The organism is Kitasatospora sp. NPDC056731 (genome assembly GCF_040687675.1).
In the GTDB taxonomy this organism is placed as follows: domain Bacteria; phylum Actinomycetota; class Actinomycetes; order Streptomycetales; family Streptomycetaceae; genus Kitasatospora.
In genome coordinates, this window is sequence record NZ_JBFBNR010000006.1 from 222,445 (window position 1) to 239,969 (window position 17,525).

Annotated in this window: 12 protein-coding genes and 1 tRNA gene; all 13 read right to left on the reverse strand. The window is 69.5% G+C overall.

The window, feature by feature from the left end:
* Positions 1-70 precede the first annotated feature (70 nt).
* Positions 71-751, reverse strand: a complete 681-nt coding sequence (locus AB0R04_RS08885; RefSeq protein WP_063348943.1) for a response regulator transcription factor — start codon at positions 749-751, stop codon at positions 71-73.
* On the reverse strand, positions 748-1,935 hold the full coding sequence (locus AB0R04_RS08890; RefSeq protein ID WP_363369351.1) for a sensor histidine kinase: 1,188 nt from the start codon (positions 1,933-1,935) through the stop codon (positions 748-750). Before AB0R04_RS08890 ends, AB0R04_RS08885 begins: the two co-directional genes overlap by 4 nt.
* 355 nt (positions 1,936-2,290) lie before the next feature.
* Positions 2,291-2,364, reverse strand: a tRNA-Met gene (locus tag AB0R04_RS08895).
* A gap of 157 nt (positions 2,365-2,521) precedes the next feature.
* The gene (locus tag AB0R04_RS08900) at positions 2,522-6,415 is read right to left on the reverse strand and encodes a DNA-directed RNA polymerase subunit beta' (RefSeq protein ID WP_363369353.1); all 3,894 of its coding nucleotides are present in this window, start codon (positions 6,413-6,415) and stop codon (positions 2,522-2,524) included.
* A gap of 98 nt (positions 6,416-6,513) precedes the next feature.
* Positions 6,514-9,990 (reverse strand): DNA-directed RNA polymerase subunit beta, encoded by a 3,477-nt coding sequence (gene rpoB, locus AB0R04_RS08905; protein ID WP_063348939.1) that lies wholly within the window; start codon positions 9,988-9,990, stop codon positions 6,514-6,516.
* A 720-nt stretch (positions 9,991-10,710) separates the two neighbouring features.
* Positions 10,711-11,094, reverse strand: coding sequence for a 50S ribosomal protein L7/L12 (gene rplL, locus AB0R04_RS08910; RefSeq protein ID WP_208869184.1), 384 nt, complete (start codon positions 11,092-11,094; stop codon positions 10,711-10,713).
* 84 nt (positions 11,095-11,178) lie between these two features.
* Entirely contained in the window at positions 11,179-11,742 is a 564-nt protein-coding gene (gene rplJ / locus AB0R04_RS08915) for a 50S ribosomal protein L10 (protein WP_363369354.1), read from the reverse strand.
* Positions 11,743-12,107: 365 nt separating this feature from the next.
* Positions 12,108-12,971 carry a hypothetical protein gene (locus AB0R04_RS08920; RefSeq protein WP_363369356.1) on the reverse strand — a complete coding sequence of 288 codons (864 nt, stop codon included), beginning with the start codon at positions 12,969-12,971 and terminating at the stop codon, positions 12,108-12,110.
* Between the two features lie 267 nt (positions 12,972-13,238).
* Positions 13,239-14,060, reverse strand: a complete 822-nt coding sequence (locus tag AB0R04_RS08925; protein WP_363369358.1) for a hypothetical protein — start codon at positions 14,058-14,060, stop codon at positions 13,239-13,241.
* A gap of 111 nt (positions 14,061-14,171) precedes the next feature.
* Positions 14,172-14,957 (reverse strand): hypothetical protein, encoded by a 786-nt coding sequence (locus tag AB0R04_RS08930; protein ID WP_363369360.1) that lies wholly within the window; start codon positions 14,955-14,957, stop codon positions 14,172-14,174.
* A gap of 171 nt (positions 14,958-15,128) precedes the next feature.
* On the reverse strand, positions 15,129-15,851 hold the full coding sequence (rplA, locus tag AB0R04_RS08935; RefSeq protein WP_363369362.1) for a 50S ribosomal protein L1: 723 nt from the start codon (positions 15,849-15,851) through the stop codon (positions 15,129-15,131).
* Positions 15,852-15,928: 77 nt separating this feature from the next.
* Positions 15,929-16,363 carry a 50S ribosomal protein L11 gene (gene rplK, locus AB0R04_RS08940; protein ID WP_063348931.1) on the reverse strand — a complete coding sequence of 145 codons (435 nt, stop codon included), beginning with the start codon at positions 16,361-16,363 and terminating at the stop codon, positions 15,929-15,931.
* Positions 16,364-16,528: 165 nt separating this feature from the next.
* Positions 16,529-17,416 carry a transcription termination/antitermination protein NusG gene (nusG, locus tag AB0R04_RS08945; protein ID WP_363369364.1) on the reverse strand — a complete coding sequence of 296 codons (888 nt, stop codon included), beginning with the start codon at positions 17,414-17,416 and terminating at the stop codon, positions 16,529-16,531.
* Positions 17,417-17,525 lie beyond the last annotated feature (109 nt).

A 17,525-nucleotide genomic window follows, 5' to 3' on the forward strand; every position in this document is an offset into this window, starting at 1 on the left:
CCGCCGCCTCCCCCGCACGGGGGAGCCCCGACCAGGGGCCCCGCGCCCGGCGTGATCCGCAAGAGAGCCCCTACGCCTCCCCCGCCACCACCGCGCCGGCCTCGTACGCGAACACCACCGCGTGCACCCGGTCCCGCAGCCCCAGCTTGCTCAGCACATTGCTGACGTGCGTCTTCACCGTGTGCTCGCTGACCACCAGCTCGGCCGCGATCTCCGCGTTGGAGAGCCCGCGCGCCAGCAGCCGCAGGGTCTCCTGCTCACGCAGGGTGAGCTGCTCCAGCAGCTTGGACGGCGGCCGCAGCGCCCGCTCGGGCGAGCCCGGGCGGCGGGCGGCGAACTCGCCGATCAGCCGCCTGGTCACCGAGGGCGCGAGCAGCGCCTCCCCGGAGGCCACCATCCGCACCCCGTGCGCCAGGTCGTCCCGCCGGACGTCCTTGAGCAGGAAGCCGCTGGCGCCCGCGTACAGCGCGTCGAAGACGTAGTCGTCGGCGTCGAAGGTGGTCAGCATGATCACCTTGGTGGACGGGAACTCGGCGCAGACCCGGCGGGCCGCCTCCAGCCCGTCCATGACCGGCATCCGGACGTCCAGCAGCAGGACGTCCGGGCCGTGGGCGCGGACCGCCTCGACCGCCTCGGCGCCGTCGCAGGCCTCGGCCACCACCTCGATGTCGGGCTGCGCGTCCAGGATCATCCCGAACCCCGCCCGCACCAGCTCCTGGTCGTCCGCGACGACCACCCGAATCGGCTTCATCCGCCCGCCTTCTCCACCACGCCCGCCACCCCCAACGGCAGCCGGGCACTCACCAGGAAGCCCTTGCCCTCCGGTCCGGGTCCGGCCTCGGCCCGCCCGCCGCAGGCCGCCGCCCGCTCCCGGATGCCGACCAGCCCGCGGCCGCCGGACCAGCCGTTCACCACGCCGCCGGCGGTCACCGGCAGCCCGCGCCCGTTGTCGGACACCACGACCTCCAGGGTGTCCCCGGACCGCCGCACCCGGACCGCCACCCGGTCGGCGCCGGAGTGCTTGACCGTGTTGGTCAGCGCCTCCTGCACGATCCGGTACGCCGCGGCCTGGAGGTCGGCGGGCACCGCGCCCAGCCCGTCGGCCATTTCGAGCTCCACCGCCGGTCCGGCCCGGCGCACCCGCTCGGCCACGTCGGCGAGTTCGGCCAGCCGGGGCTGCGGGGCCAGCTCAGGACCGGCCCCCTCCTCCTTCAGCACTCCGAGGACGCGCCGCAGTTGGACCATCGCGTCGCGGCCCGCGTCGGCGATGGTGTCGAAGGCGCGGATCGCCCGGTCCGGGTTGGCATGCACCACCAGCGGCCCGGCCTCGGCCTGGATGATCATCAGCGAGACGGCGTGCGCCAGGATGTCGTGCATCTCCCGGGCGATCCGGGCCCGCTCCTCCACCACCGCGCGGCCCGCCTCACTGGCCGCCCGTTCCCCGGCCTCGCGGGCCCGCTCGGCCTCCAGCCGGGCCAGCCGCCGCTGGGCGCGCACCAGCGAGCCGAAGACGAACGAGCCGACCGAGGTGAGCAGGCTGAACAGCATGCCGTTGGGCGAGTGGGTGCCGATCACGTTGGCGACCACCACCACCGCCAGCACCGTCCAGCGCTGCCGGTCCGGGGAGCGCTCCGCCACTGTGTAGATGCCGATCACACCGGCCAGCGGCACCTGCGGACTCGCCGAGTGCGCCACCACGGACAGCGTCATGAAGGCCACGCTGCCCGCCGCCAGCGCGGCCAGCGGCGCCCGGCGCCGCCAGGGCAGCGACAGCGAGGTGGACACCGCCACCAGGTAGACCCACCACCGCCAGGCCCTGTCGTCGTTGCCGACCGCCCAGACCGAGATCCCGGCCGATGCCACGGCCAGCAGCGAGTCCAGCACGTACGGACTCAGCCCGGCCGACCAGCTCCGCCAGCGCGCCGCTCGCACCACCGCCGCTCCTCCCCCGTGTCCGGGGGCGCCGCCCCCGCGGAGAAGATCATGCCCTACCGGCAGGACCTCCGGAACGGCCCGGTCAGACACCGTCGACCGGCACTGCGCCGGCGCCCGAACGCACCGCCCCCGTGATCGCCACCGCGCCCGGTACCCGCTTCATGTCCGGCCCCCTTCGCAAGCCCCGTCGTCCCGACACGCGAAGCCTCCCCCGGCCGCCGCCTCCCCCGCCTCCCTCACCGGAGCGGTTCCGGCCCCTCCCCCGCACGAGGGAGGGGCCGCTCCCGGGAACGACTCTCGGGAACGACGAAGGGCCCGGAGACTTGATGCCTCCGGGCCCTTCGTTGCTACTGAGTAGCGGGGACAGGATTTGAACCTGCGACCTCTGGGTTATGAGCCCAGCGAGCTACCGAGCTGCTCCACCCCGCGTCGGTAAACACGACTCTACGCGACTTCTGCCAGGGAACCTAATCCGTGCCCCGCAGGCCCCCAACGACCCCGGAAAAGCCCGGAAAGCACCGGCTCGGGAACGCCGCAGGGCGGCCACCCCGCGAGGGGTGACCGCCCTGACAGCCGAACGTCGGACTCAGCCGGTGTACGGGCCGTAGTCGTAGTCGTCCAGCGGGACCGCCTGGCCGGAGCCGGCGCCGAAGGGCGACAGGTCGTAGTCGTCGTAGCCGACGGCCGAGTACATCGCGGCCTTGGCCTCTTCGGTCGGCTCGACCCGGATGTTGCGGTAGCGGGGCAGACCCGTACCGGCCGGGATGAGCTTACCGAGGATGACGTTCTCCTTGAGGCCCAGCAGCGGGTCCGACTTGGCGTGGATCGCCGCGTCGGTGAGGACCCGGGTCGTCTCCTGGAAGGAGGCGGCCGACAGCCAGGACTCGGTGGCCAGCGAGGCCTTGGTGATACCCATCAGCTGCGGACGGCCGGAGGCGGGGTGACCACCCTCGGCGACCACGCGACGGTTCTCGGTCTCGAAGCGGCCGCGCTCGACGAGCTCGCCCGGGAGCAGCTCGGCGTCGCCCGACTCGATGATCGTCACGCGGCGGAGCATCTGCCGGATGATGATCTCGATGTGCTTGTCGTGGATCGACACACCCTGCGAGTTGTAGACCTTCTGGACCTCGGCGACCAGGTGGATCTGGACGGCACGCTGGCCCATGATGCGCAGGACGTCGTGCGGGTTGGTGGCACCCATGGTCAGCTTCTGGCCGACCTCGACCGCCTCGCCCTCGCTGACCAGCAGCTTCACACGCTTGGAGACGGGGTAGGCGATCTCCTCGCTGCCGTCGTCCGGGGTGATGACGAGCTTGCGGGTCTTCTCGGTGTCCTCGATCCGCGCCCGGCCGGTGGCCTCCGAGATCGGGGCCACACCCTTGGGGGTACGGGCCTCGAAGAGCTCGACGACACGCGGCAGACCCTGGGTGATGTCGTCACCGGCCACACCACCGGTGTGGAAGGTACGCATCGTCAGCTGGGTGCCGGGCTCACCGATGGACTGGGCGGCGATGATGCCGACCGCCTCACCGATGTCGACCAGCTTGCCGGTGGCCAGCGAACGCCCGTAGCAGAAGGCGCAGGTGCCGACGGCCGACTCACAGGTCAGGATCGAGCGGGTCTTGACCTCGCCGATGCCGCGGCGGATCAGCTCGTCGATCAGCACGTCACCGAGGTCGGTGTTGGCGGTGGCAAGGAGCTTGCCGTCCACCGTGATGTCCTCGGCGAGCATGCGGGCGTACACGCTGGTCTCGACGTCGTCGGCCTTGCGCAGCACGCCGTCCGCGCCGACGGTGCCGATCGCCAGCTTCAGGCCGCGCTCGGTACCGCAGTCCTCCTCGCGAATGATGACGTCCTGGGAGACGTCGACCAGACGACGGGTGAGGTAGCCGGAGTCGGCGGTACGGAGGGCGGTGTCCGCCAGACCCTTACGGGCACCGTGGGTGGAGATGAAGTACTCCAGCACGGTGAGACCCTCACGGAACGACGCCTTGATGGGTCGCGGGATGGTCTCGTTCTTGGCGTTCGACACCAGACCACGCATACCGGCGATCTGGCGCATCTGCATCATGTTTCCACGAGCACCCGAGTCGACCATCATGAAGATGGGGTTCGTCTTCGGGAAGTTCTCGTTCATGGCCTCGGCGACCTCGTTGGTCGCCTGGGTCCAGATGCCGATGAGCTCCTGCTTGCGCTCGTCGTTGGTGATCAGGCCGCGCTCGTACTGACGCTGGACCTTCTCCGCCTTCGCCTCGTAGCCCTCGAGGATCTGGGGCTTGTTCGGCGGGACGACGACGTCGGAGATCGAGACGGTGACACCCGAGCGGGTCGACCAGTGGAAACCGGACGCCTTCAGGTTGTCCAGGGTCGCCGCGACGACGACCTTGGGGTAGCGCTCCGCCAGGTCGTTGACGATCGCGGAGAGCTGCTTCTTGCCCACCTCGTAGTCGACGAACGGGTAGTCCTCGGGCAGCAGCTCGTTGAAGAGCGCGCGGCCCAGGGTGGTGGTCAGGCGGAACGGCTCGCCGTCGAACCAGGCCGTCTGGCCCTCCTCGTCCACCGGCGGGGTCCAGCCACGCGGCGGGACGGTGCCGGCCGGCAGGCGCAGCTCGATCGGGGCCTGGACGTCCAGCTCGCGGGCGTCGAACGCCATGACGGCCTCGGCGGTCGAGGAGAAGGAACGGCCACCGCCCTTCACCGCCTCCCGGTCCGAGGTCAGGAAGAACAGACCGAGCACCATGTCCTGGGTCGGCATGGTGACGGGGCGACCGTCGGCCGGCTTCAGGATGTTGTTCGAGGACAGCATCAGGATGCGGGCCTCGGCCTGCGCCTCCGCGGAGAGCGGCAGGTGGACGGCCATCTGGTCACCGTCGAAGTCCGCGTTGAACGCGGTGCAGACGAGCGGGTGGATCTGGATGGCCTTGCCCTCGACCAGCTGGGGCTCGAAGGCCTGGATGCCGAGGCGGTGCAGGGTGGGCGCACGGTTCAGCAGGACGGGGTGCTCGGCGATGACCTCTTCGAGCACGTCCCACACGACCGGGCGGGCACGCTCGACCATGCGCTTGGCCGACTTGATGTTCTGCGCGTGGTTCAGGTCGACCAGGCGCTTCATCACGAACGGCTTGAAGAGCTCCAGCGCCATGGCCTTGGGCAGACCGCACTGGTGCAGCTTGAGCTGCGGGCCGACGACGATGACCGAACGGGCCGAGTAGTCGACGCGCTTGCCGAGCAGGTTCTGGCGGAAACGACCCTGCTTGCCCTTCAGCATGTCGCTGAGGGACTTCAGCGGCCGGTTGCCCGGGCCGGTGACCGGACGGCCGCGACGGCCGTTGTCGAACAGGGCGTCGACGGCCTCCTGGAGCATGCGCTTCTCGTTGTTCACGATGATCTCGGGCGCGCCGAGGTCGAGAAGCCGCTTCAGGCGGTTGTTGCGGTTGATCACGCGGCGGTACAGGTCGTTCAGGTCGGAGGTCGCGAAGCGGCCACCGTCCAGCTGCACCATCGGACGCAGGTCCGGCGGGATGACCGGGACGCAGTCCAGCACCATGCCGTTGGGCTTGTTGGTGGTCTGCAGGAACGCGGAGACGACCTTGAGGCGCTTCAGCGCACGGGTCTTCTTCTGGCCCTTGCCGCTGCGGATGATCTCGCGCAGGCGCTCGGACTCCTCCGCCAGGTCGAAGGTCTCGAGGCGGTCCTTGAGGGCCGCCGCGCCCATCGAGCCGGAGAAGTAGGTGCCGAAGCGGTCGCGCAGCTCGCGGTAGAGCAGCTCGTCGCCCTCGAGGTCCTGGACCTTGAGGTTCTTGAAGCGGGCCCACACCTCGTCGAGGCGGTCGAGCTCGCGCTGCGCGCGGTCGCGCAGCTGCTTCATCTCGCGCTCGGCGCCCTCGCGCACCTTGCGGCGCACGTCGGCCTTGGCGCCCTCGGCCTCCAGCTCGGCCAGGTCGGTCTCGGCCTTCTTGGCGCGGGCTTCGAGGTCGGAGTCGCGGCGGTTCTCGATCTGCTGGCGCTCGACCGAGACGTGCGCCTCCAGGGACGGCAGGTCGCGCTGGCGGCGCTCGTCGTCGACCCAGGTGATCATGTAGGCGGCGAAGTAGATGACCTTCTCGAGGTCCTTCGGCGCCAGGTCGAGCAGGTAGCCCAGGCGGGACGGCACGCCCTTGAAGTACCAGATGTGGGTGACCGGGGCGGCCAGCTCGATGTGGCCCATCCGCTCACGGCGCACCTTGGCGCGGGTCACCTCGACGCCGCAGCGCTCACAGATGATGCCCTTGAAGCGGACGCGCTTGTACTTACCGCAGTAGCACTCCCAGTCCCGGGTGGGGCCGAAGATCTTCTCGCAGAAGAGTCCGTCCTTTTCGGGCTTCAGGGTGCGGTAGTTGATGGTCTCCGGCTTCTTGACCTCGCCGTGCGACCACTGGCGGATGTCGTCGGCGGTGGCCAGGCCGATGCGGAGCTCGTCGAAGAAGTTGACGTCAAGCACTGGTCGTCAAGCCCTCTTTCGTAAGTCGAGAGTCGTTCATGTGGTCTGAGGGGGGCCTGGGGGCGGGCCGGCTGCTCGGGCAGCCGGCCCAACCTCCGTCAGACCTCTTCGACGCTGCTCGGCTCGCGCCGGGACAGGTCAATGCCGAGCTCCTCGGCGGCGCGGAACACGTCCTCGTCGGAGTCCCGCATCTCGATGGACTGGCCGTCCGAGGACAGCACCTCCACGTTGAGGCAGAGCGACTGCATTTCCTTGATGAGGACCTTGAAGGACTCGGGAATGCCGGGCTCGGGGATGTTCTCGCCCTTGACGATGGCCTCGTAGACCTTCACACGGCCGAGGACGTCGTCGGACTTGATGGTGAGCAGCTCCTGCAGCGCGTAAGCAGCGCCGTACGCCTCAAGGGCCCACACCTCCATCTCACCGAAGCGCTGACCACCGAACTGCGCCTTACCACCGAGCGGCTGCTGGGTGATCATCGAGTACGGACCGGTCGAACGGGCGTGCAGCTTGTCGTCGACCAGGTGGTGCAGCTTGAGGATGTACATGTAGCCGACCGAGACCGGCATCGGGAACGGCTCGCCGGAGCGGCCGTCGAACAGCCGGGCCTTGCCGGTGGAGTTCACCAGGCGCTCACCGTCACGGGTGAGGGTGGTGTTGTCCAGCAGGCCGGTGATCTCGTCCTCGCGGGCGCCGTCGAAGACCGGGGTGGCGAGGTTGGTGCCGCCCTGGACGGTGTCGGCGCCGATCGCCTGGAGGCGCTGGGCCCACTCGTCGGCGAGGCCGGAGACGTCCCAGCCCTGCTTGGCGAGCCACCCGAGGTGGATCTCCAGGACCTGTCCCGGGTTCATTCGGGACGGGACACCCAGCGGGTTGAGGATGATGTCGACCGGGGTGCCGTCCTCCAGGAACGGCATGTCCTCGACCGGCAGGATCTTCGAGATGACGCCCTTGTTGCCGTGACGGCCGGCGAGCTTGTCACCGTTGGTGATCTTGCGCTTCTGGGCCACGTAGACGCGGACCAGCTGGTTCACGCCCGGGGGCAGCTCGTCGCCCTCTTCGCGGTCGAAGACGCGGACGCCGATGACCTTGCCGGACTCACCGTGCGGCACCTTCAGCGAGGTGTCGCGGACCTCACGGGCCTTCTCACCGAAGATCGCGCGGAGCAGGCGCTCCTCCGGGGTCAGCTCGGTCTCGCCCTTGGGCGTGACCTTGCCGACCAGGATGTCGCCGGTGACGACGTCGGCGCCGATGCGGATGATGCCGCGCTCGTCGAGGTCGGCGAGGACCTCCTCGGAGACGTTCGGGATGTCCCGGGTGATCTCCTCGGGGCCGAGCTTGGTGTCACGGGCGTCGACCTCGTGCTCCTCGATGTGGATCGAGGAGAGGACGTCGTCCTGCACGAGGCGCTGCGACAGGATGATCGCGTCCTCGTAGTTGTGACCCTCCCACGACATGAACGCCACGAGCAGGTTCTTGCCGAGGGCCATCTCGCCCTCGTCGGTGCACGGGCCGTCGGCCAGCACCTGGCCGGACTCGACCCGGGCGCCCTCGTCCACGAGCACCTTCTGGTTGAAGGCGGTGCCCTGGTTGGAGCGGGTGAACTTGGCGGCGCGGTACGTGGTGTACGTGCCGTCGTCGTTGGCGACGGTGACGTAGTCGGCCGAGACCTCCTGGACGACACCGGCCTTCTCGGCGGTGATGACGTCCGCGGCGTCGACGGCGCAGCGGTACTCCATGCCGGTACCGACCAGCGGAGCCTCGCTCTTCAGCAGCGGCACCGCCTGGCGCATCATGTTCGAGCCCATGAGCGCGCGGTTGGCGTCGTCGTGCTCGAGGAACGGGATCATGGCGGTCGCGACCGACACCATCTGGCGCGGCGAGACGTCCATGTAGTCGATCTCGGTGCCCGGGATGTAGTCGATCTCGCCGCCACGGCGGCGGACCAGGACACGCGGCTCGGCGAAGGTCAGCTCCGCCGTCAGCGGGGCGTTGGCCTGCGCGATGACGTAGCGGTCCTCCTCGTCGGCCGTGAGGTAGTCGACCTGCTCCGTGACGACACCCTCGATGACCTTGCGGTACGGGGTCTCGATGAAGCCGAAGGCGTTGACCCGGCCGTACGAGGCCAGCGACCCGATCAGACCGATGTTCGGGCCTTCGGGGGTCTCGATCGGACACATGCGCCCGTAGTGCGAGGGGTGCACGTCACGGACCTCGAAGCCGGCGCGCTCACGGGAGAGACCACCGGGGCCGAGGGCGGACAGACGGCGCTTGTGGGTCAGGCCCGACAGCGGGTTCGTCTGGTCCATGAACTGCGACAGCTGGCTGGTGCCGAAGAACTCCTTGATGGAGGCGACGACCGGCCGGATGTTGATCAGGGTCTGCGGCGTGATCGCCTCGACGTCCTGGGTGGTCATGCGCTCGCGCACGACGCGCTCCATACGGGCGAGACCCGTACGGACCTGGTTCTGGATGAGCTCGCCGACGTTGCGCAGGCGACGGTTGCCGAAGTGGTCGATGTCGTCGACCTCGACCACGATGTCGCGACCGGTCTGGTCGTTCCACTCGGTCTCACCGGCGTGCAGCTTCACCAGGTACTTGATCGCACCGATGATGTCGGGCTCGGTGAGCACGCCGGAGTCCAGCGACTCGGCGTTGCCCAGCTTCCGGTTGACCTTGTAGCGGCCCACCTTGGCGAGGTCGTAGCGCTTCGGGTTGAAGTACAGGTTCTCCAGAAGCGTCTGCGCGGCCTCGCGCGTCGGCGGCTCGCCAGGACGCAGCTTGCGGTAGATGTCCAGAAGCGCGTCGTCCTGGCCCTGGGTGTGGTCCTTCTCCAGGGTGTTGCGCATGGACTCGTACTCGCCGAACTCCTCGAGAATCATCTCGTTGGTCCAGCCGAGCGCCTTGAGCAGCACGGTGACGGACTGCTTGCGCTTGCGGTCGATGCGGACGCCGACCATGTCGCGCTTGTCGATCTCCATCTCCAGCCAGGCACCACGCGAGGGGATGACCTTGCAGGAGTAGATGTCCTTGTCGGACACCTTGTCCAGGGTGGAGTCGAAGTACACGCCCGGGGAGCGGACCAGCTGCGACACGACGACACGCTCGGTGCCGTTGATCACGAACGTGCCCTTGTGGGTCATGAGCGGGAAGTCGCCCATGAAGACCGTCTGAGACTTGATCTCACCGGTCTCGTTGTTGGTGAACTCGGCCGTGACGAAGAGCGGAGCCGCGAACGTGAAGTCGCGGTCCTTGCACTCGTCAATCGAGTTCTTCGGCGGCTCGAAACGGTGGTCGCGGAAGGTCAGCGACATCGACCCACTGAAGTCCTCGATCGGGGAGATCTCCTCGAAGATCTCCTCCAGACCGGACTTGGTGGGGACGTCCTGACCGTTCTCCAGCGCCGCCTCGACCCGGGACTTCCAGGCCGCATTGCCGAGCAGCCAGTCAAAGCTCTCGGTCTGCAGGGCCAGGAGGTTGGGGACCTCGAGGGGCTCCTTGATCTTCGCGAAGGAGACGCGGAGCGGGGCGGTGGATGCGGCGGAATTGTTCGAGGCGTTGCGCGGCGCGGCCAAGAGGGGGGTCCTTCCGAGGGCTCGGAGCTCACTACGCGCGTACCAGCCGGGCCTTCACGGGCTTGGTCCCGCCTCCCTCGCCACTGGCCTCCGCCGGGATCGAAACCCAGGTCAGAGCCGCTTTGCGGAGGCGATGCCAGACCCCTTCAGGGCAACGCAAACTCCGGGCGACGAGTCACGGAGCAGCTAACAGGCAGCGCAAAGGGACAGTGTAGCCAAAGGGCACACTGCTGTCCAGCTCTGATTCGGAAACCGAATCGGAGACTCCTCCCGGTAGCCGGCGGACGCGAACGCCCACCGGGTACTGCACCGGCCCGGGCACTGCCCGGGCCCCATAACTCACGTGGAGTCATTTCCCGCCTGAGCCACTGGTTATGCATCCAGTGGCAAACCAACCGGGCGGACTCGCGCCTTGAGAATCGCGCGCCTCGCCGGGTTCGTCAAGGGCCCGCAGGCGGTGCGGACCTCGACCCGTCCATCGGCCGGACGCCCCCCGGCGTTACAGAAGCCGTGGTGGGGGCCACCGTCCATGACGGTGATCACCATACCCGTCCGCACCGACGCTGCCGAGTGGGCTCTCGGCCACACCGGCGCGTCCCGGCCGCGGACCGGTCCCAGGGCCTTCCAGGGCCGCCCAGGGCCGGAAACGCGAAAAAGCCGGGCCGACCACCCACAAGGGTGATCGGCCCGGCTTCAGGCCCCCTCAGAGGGGGCGAGAAGTCACTTGACGGTGACCTTGGCGCCGGCACCCTCGAGGGCGGCCTTGGCCTTCTCGGCAACGTCCTTGGCAACCTTCTCCAGGACCTTGGCACCAGCGGTGTCAACGAGGTCCTTGGCCTCCTTCAGGCCGAGGGAGGTCAGGGTGCGCACCTCCTTGATGACCTGGATCTTCTTGTCGCCGGCACCATCGAGGATGACGTCGAACTCGTCCTGCTCCTCGACGGCCTCAACGGCGGCCGGGCCACCGGCGGCGGCAACGGCGACCGGGGCGGCGGCGGTGACGTCGAACTTCTCCTCGAAGGCCTTCACGAAGCCAGCGAGCTCGATGAGGGTGAGGTCCTCGAACTGCGCGAGCAGCTCGTCCTGGGACAGCTTCGCCATGATGGCGTCCTTCCACTAAATCGGCAGGTGATGCCGTATGTACGGGTGGGGCGGGCACGGGCCCGCAGCGAGGCGTGAGCCTGCCGATTACTCGGCGGCGGCGTCCTCGGCGGCGGGAGCCGGCGTACCGGCACCGCCCTGCTCGACCTTGTCGCGCAGCGCGTCCACAGTGCGGACGAGCTTCGACGGCAGGGCCTGGAAGAGCGCGGCAGCCTGGGACTGCTTGGCCTTCAGGGCACCCGCCAGCTTGGCGAGCAGCACCTCGCGGGACTCGAGGTCCGCGAGCTTCTTGATCTCATCGGCGGACAGCGCCTTACCGTCAAGGACACCGCCCTTGATGATGAGAGCGGGGTTCTCCTTGGCGAAGTCACGCAGAGCCTTCGCCGACTCCACCGGGTCACCGGTGACGAAGGCGACAGCCGTCGGACCGTTGAACAGGTCGTCGAGCTCCGAAATCCCGGCCTCGTTGGCCGCGATCTTGGTCAGCGTGTTCTTCACCACGGCGTACTCGGCGTTCCCGCCGAGCGAGCGACGCAGGGTCTTGACCTGCTTCACCGAGAGACCGCGGTACTCAGTCAGCAGCGCCGCGGAAGAGCCACGGAACTTGTCCGTGATCTCGGCGACGGCAGCAGCCTTGTCGGGCCTTGCCATAGGCTTACGCCTCCTTCCGTGATGTCGAAATCCGGCCGACCGCGAAAGTCGACCATTCACGCCTCGAACCAACCGGACGGAAGGAAAGCCTGCGGAAAGCAGATGAGCCCCGATGCGCAGGGCGCACGGGGCTCGAAACGACCTCAACGGATGTTCGCGCGAACGCGGACCCGGAAGTCGAAGCTCCAGACACACCTGCGCGGGCTGCCTGCGACGAAGCGCAGATCCTTCGGCCACCGAACCCTCGCGAGCACGGTGACAACCAGCGGTCTTTGGCTTCGGTAACAGTAACCGGACTCCGCCGTCCGGGGCAAATCGCCCCTGAACGGCCGATGCCCGCCGGGCCGGCCGCGCCCGCGCGGGGCTCAGCGGGCCAGCGGGGAGACCGTCCGGGGGCCGGTGTCCACGGTGTCCGTCTCGGCCGGGGCCTGCACCGAGAGCAGGGCGCCGGCGAAGTCGGAGTAGAGCACCGAGTCGTCCGCCCGGCCGCTGTCACCACTGCCGGTGCGCTGGAGCCGGACCAGTTGGTCCTTGTCGTTGAGCCAGAGGTCCACGGTGAGCGAGATCGAGCCGCCGGGGGCCAGCGCGGCCCGCAGGCCGTCCCGGCGGGCCTGGGTCAGCTGGGTCTGGGCGGCGGCGTAGCGCTCGGCGGTGGTGGTGATCCGGTAGTGCTCGACCGTCGAGTCGTCGAACCTCTCCTCGCCGATGAACCGGGGGTCCACCCCGTCGGCGGTGGCGGCGGCCAGCGCCTCGACCGGGTTCAGCAGGTCGATCAGCCCCGCGTACGGGACCTCCCGGTGGCCGTCCGGGTCCGGCGGGACGGAGAAGCGCTCCCAGTGCCGGCCACCCTGGCGGGCCGCGGTGGCGGCGTCACCGCCCTGGTAGGCGACGGTGTCCACGACGATCAGCTGCTCGGCGTCGGCCGGGGTGGAGCGTTTGATCTGGAGCGCCGTCTTGGGCTGCCAGAACAGCGGCCCGGCCCCGGCGTCCGCTCCCAGCCGGTAGCTGACCTTGGCCCGGCGGGCGGTCTGCATGGCCAGCTGGGCGGAGACCAGGACGCCGTGCGGCGAGCGGTCGCTGGGCTTGGCCGCCTCGGTCGACGAGGAGCTGGTCGGGCTCGGGCTGCCGGAGGGCGTGGACGGCGCGCCGCCACCCCCGCCGCATCCGGCCAGCCCGCTCGCCAGCAGGACGACCGCGGCCAGCGCCGCCAACCGCCGTCGTCCCGCCATCGTCTGGTCCCCTCTCGCCCGGGCGCCGCGCCGGCGGCTTTCGTTCCGGCCACCTTGCCACCCTGACCCGGATCAGCCGGTGGCGCCCCCCTTGCCGAGCTTCGCCAGCTCGGCCGGTTCCACCGTGTCGGCCGCGTCCGGCACTGCGGCGGTGACCGGCGCGCCGTAGTCCGAGTAGAGGACGGTGGACTTGCCGTTCTGTGCCCCGGGGGTCAGTCGTTCGGTACGGCGGGAGCCTCGTCGGCTCCGGTGCGCGGGCTCGGCGGATCAGCCGAGCAGTTTGAGGAGGTCGGTCTCGCTGCCGAGGTCGGTGGCGGCGGGGGCGTCGATCTTCGCGGCCTTGCCGAGGTCCGCGTACTTGACGGTGACGGCGTCGTGCTCGCCGTTCTTGTCCCCGTACTCCTGGTACTGGACGAGTTCCTGCCGGCCGTTGAGCCAGAAGTCGATGGTGAGGGTCCTGCCGTCCTCTTCCAGGGACTTCTGGACGGCCGTGCGCTGGTCGGCCGTGAGCGCCGGCATGGCGGCCACCATGGCGGAGGCCTCCTCGACCGCCCGCAGGTGGGTGACCTGGACGCCGTCGAGGCTCTCCTGGCCGACCTTGGCGGGCTTGCCGCTCTGTGCGGCGAGCCCGAGCTGGGCGACCGGGTTGAGCAGCTGGCTCATCAGCAGGACGCCGTTGCCGAGTTCGTTCGAGGCGGGCAGCTTGATCCAGTGCTTGCCGCCCATGGCGGCGGCCTCGGTGTCACCGCCGCCGAGGTAGCCGTCGGTCCCGATCACCCGGAACCGGATCTTCTTGGTCTCGACCTCGCCCGTCAGGTCGACGGCCGTCCGGTTCGGGTCCTTCCAGTCGGCGTCGCCGCTGCCCGCGGTGTGGGTCGAGCCGTCCGGGGAGACCATGGTGACCTTGCCGTTGCCGGCCTTCTGCATCACCAGGGCGGAGGCGGCCAGCGCGGCCTTGGGGTCTCCGGTCAGCGCCGCGGCCGCCGCGTCGCCGCTCTTGGCGTCGCCGCCCTTGCTGCCGCAGGCGGTGACGGCACCGATCAGCACGGCCGCGATGACGACGGTCGAGGCGAGGCGCGCAGCGCGCATGGAGTCCCCCGTGAGATCCGAACGATCCGATGAAGAACCGATTTTCGGCTTCTTCTCACGCGGACTCTAACGGATCGCCAGATCCCCCACGCGCCGGACAGCCGCCTCCCGTCAGCCGGCCGCGGCAGGGGGCGCGTCGCCTTCTCCGGGGGTCGAGACATCCGTCGTGGTCACCGTGGTGCCGTCGCTCCCCCGGGCCGTCTCACGCAGTCTCAGCAGCCGCTCGTCGGGCCCGACCCAGACGTCGTAGCCGATCGCCGACACCCCTCGCCGGCGGTACCAGTCGACCACCGCGGCGAGCCGCGCGGGGGTCAACTCCTGGTCCGCGCCGAAGTATTCGGCCACCGGCGTGGAGCCCTGGTAGTGCGCCACGGTCATCCCGGCCAGCTGCTCGCCGCCGAGCGAACCGAACTTCCCGGCCTGCGCGATCTTGTACGCGCGGCTGCCCGGGCTGGTGACCAGTGCGGTCATCCAGCCACCCGCGTAGCCGCCCGGGCCGGTGGTCGCCCGCGGATCGAGCGACTCGGCGCCGTCCCGGTCCGCGTGCTTGGGCGGGGCGCCCTGGTAGCTGAGGTCGAGTGCGCCGTCCCGCAGGGTCAGCTGCCCGGCGCCCTGCTCGTCAGTGACGCTCAGGGCGCCCTCGTCCCGGGAGCCCCAGACCAGGGTGCCGCTCGCGGTGCGGCGGCCGGCCGGGCCCTCCTCGACCACGTCGATCCGGGCGCCGCCGGCGTCGTCCAGCGCCTGGGCGGCGGCGAGCACCACCTGGCGGGGCGGTACGGGCGCGGGGTCGCCGTCGGGGGTACGGGTTCCCGGGGCGGCCAGCAGGCTGCACCCGGTGGTGGCACCGATCAGCAGCAGGGTGGCCACCGCGGCGGCGGGGCGAAGGGTGGGCGGCACGGCACGCTCCGACGGTCACACGTTCTGCACATGATCTGACCGGCAGAGCGTACGACGCTTCGGGCAACCGTTCCCATCCACCCCTGTCCCGATCCGGAAACGACGGCGGGCCCGCACCCCCGGTGAAGGGGGTACGGGCCCGCTGTACAGACTGCTTCAGAGCCGATCGGCTCAGACCGCGGCCGGGTCCTCTTCGACGAAGAGGTTGCGGGTGCGGTTCGGGTCCACGAGGATGCCGGGGCCGATCGTGGTGCTGATGGCGGTCTTCTTGATGTAGCGGCCCTTGGCGGCGGACGGCTTGGCGCGGAGCACCTCGTCCAGCGCGGCGGCGTAGTTCTCGACCAGCTGCTCGTCGGTGAAGGAGGCCTTACCGATGATGAAGTGCAGGTTCGAGTGCTTGTCGACGCGGAACTCGATCTTGCCGCCCTTGATGTCGTTGACAGCCTTGGCGACGTCCGGGGTCACGGTGCCGGTCTTCGGGTTCGGCATCAGACCACGGGGACCGAGCACGCGGCCGAGGCGGCCGACCTTGCCCATGAGGTCCGGGGTGGCGACGACGGCGTCGAAGTCCAGGCGGCCCTTGGCGACCTCGTTGATCAGCTCGTCGGAGCCGACGATGTCGGCGCCCGCAGCACGCGCGGCCTCGGCACGGTCACCGGTCGCGAAGACCAGGACCCGAGCGGTCTTACCGGTGCCGTGCGGGAGGATCACGGTGCTGCGGACCATCTGGTCGGCCTTGCGCGGGTCGACGCCCAGACGCATGGCGACCTCGACGGTGCCGTCGAACTTGGTGGTGCTGGTCGCCTTGGCGAGGCGGATGGCCTCGAGGGGGGCGTAGAGGCGGTCGCGGTCGACCTGAGCGTCCGCGGCCTTCAGAGCCTTGCTGCGCTTCACTGCTGCTCCTGAATGGTGATGGGAGTCGTGGTATCACGGGCCTGCGCAGGCCCTACCACAGGGACGAAAAGAGCTGGTCAGCCCTCGACGGTGATGCCCATCGACCGGGCGGTGCCGGCGATGATCTTCTCCGCCGCGTCCAGGTCGTTGGCGTTCAGGTCGGGCATCTTGGTGGTGGCGATGTCGCGGACCTGGGCGCTGGTGAGCTTGGCGACCTTGGTCTTGTGCGGCTCGCTGGAGCCCTTGTCCACACCGGCGGCCTTCAGGATGAGGCGCGCGGCCGGCGGCGTCTTCGTGATGAAGGTGAAGGAACGGTCGTCGTAGACCGTGATCTCCACCGGCACGATCATGCCGCGCTGCGACTCGGTCGCAGCGTTGTAGGCCTTGCAGAACTCCATGATGTTGACGCCGTGCTGGCCCAGCGCGGGGCCGACCGGCGGCGCCGGGTTGGCCGCACCGGCGTTGATCTGGAGCTTGATAAGCCCCGTGACCTTCTTCTTCTTGGGAGGCATGTCTCTCCGGGTCCTTCCGAGAGGTGAGTGCTGGTGTGTGCGGAACCGGGGCGACACCCGGCCGCCAACACACACATCGAACCAGGCTAACGCCTTAGCGCCGCTGGACCAAAACGGATCCGGGGCAGGGCCCTCGGCCCCGCCCCGGATCCGAAGATTGTGGGACTAGTTCTTCTGGATCTGGTCGAAGGAGAGCTCGACCGGGGTCTCCCGGCCGAAGATCTCGACCAGGCCCTTGACCTTCTTCGAGTCGGGGTTGATCTCGTTGATGGTCGCCTGCAGCGTCGCGAACGGACCGTCGGTGACGGTGACCGAGTCGCCGACCTCGAAGTCCAGCACCTGGATCTCGCTCGGCTTGATCGGCGAGGGCTTGCCGGCCTCCTTGGCCGCCTGGCGCTCGACGTCCGGGGCGAGCATCTTGACGACCTCGTCCAGGGTCAGCGGGTACGGGTCGTAGGCGTTGCCGACGAAGCCGGTGACACCGGGGGTGTTGCGCACGACGCCCCAGGACTCGGGGGTGAGGTCCATGCGCACCAGGACGTAGCCGGGGAGCTTGTTCTGGCGGATGGTCTTGCGGTCGCCGTTCTTGATCTGGACGACCTCCTCCTGCGGCACCTCGGCCTGGAAGATGTACTCCTCGACGTTCAGCGAGACGGCGCGCTGCTCCAGGTTCTGCTTCACCCGGTTCTCGTAGCCGGCGTAGGTGTGGATCACGTACCACTCGCCCGGCATGAAGCGCAGGTCCTCGCGGAACTTGGCGACCGGGTCGACCTCGACGACCTCCTCGGCCTCGGCGTCGGCGTCCTCGGCGTCGGCCTCGGTCTCCTCGTCGGCGGGCTCCACGTCGTCCTCCACGTGCAGCGCCGCCTCCTCGGCGGGCTCGCCGGCCTCGGCCTCGTCGTGCGCCTCGACCTCGTCCTCGTCGCCGTCCACGGCGTCAACGATCTGCTCGGCGGACTCGGCTTCGTCAGCCAGCTCGGCCGCGTCCAGCTCGGCGGCGACATCCGCCTCGCGGACGGTCTCGTCGGCGTCGTACAGGGGGGACTCAGACACGGTGGCTGCTTCTTTCCTGGAGATGGTGAAGGTGGCGCGCTCCGGGGCCGGCTCCGGCGGGCTGCCGCTCGCGCGGGCGCCAGGAGAGGACTCGGAGACTTCAACAGTA

Excerpts from the sequence above, each read along its gene's own strand:
- AB0R04_RS08885 (WP_063348943.1), bottom strand. The coding sequence starts at position 751 with ATGAAGCCGATTCGGGTGGTCGTCGCGGACGACCAGGAGCTGGTGCGG.
- rplJ (WP_363369354.1), bottom strand. The coding sequence starts at position 11,742 with ATGGCAAGGCCCGACAAGGCTGCTGCCGTCGCCGAGATCACGGACAAG.
- AB0R04_RS08920 (WP_363369356.1), bottom strand. The coding sequence starts at position 12,971 with ATGGCGGGACGACGGCGGTTGGCGGCGCTGGCCGCGGTCGTCCTGCTG.
- AB0R04_RS08925 (WP_363369358.1), bottom strand. The coding sequence starts at position 14,060 with ATGCGCGCTGCGCGCCTCGCCTCGACCGTCGTCATCGCGGCCGTGCTG.
- rplK (WP_063348931.1), bottom strand. The coding sequence starts at position 16,363 with ATGCCTCCCAAGAAGAAGAAGGTCACGGGGCTTATCAAGCTCCAGATC.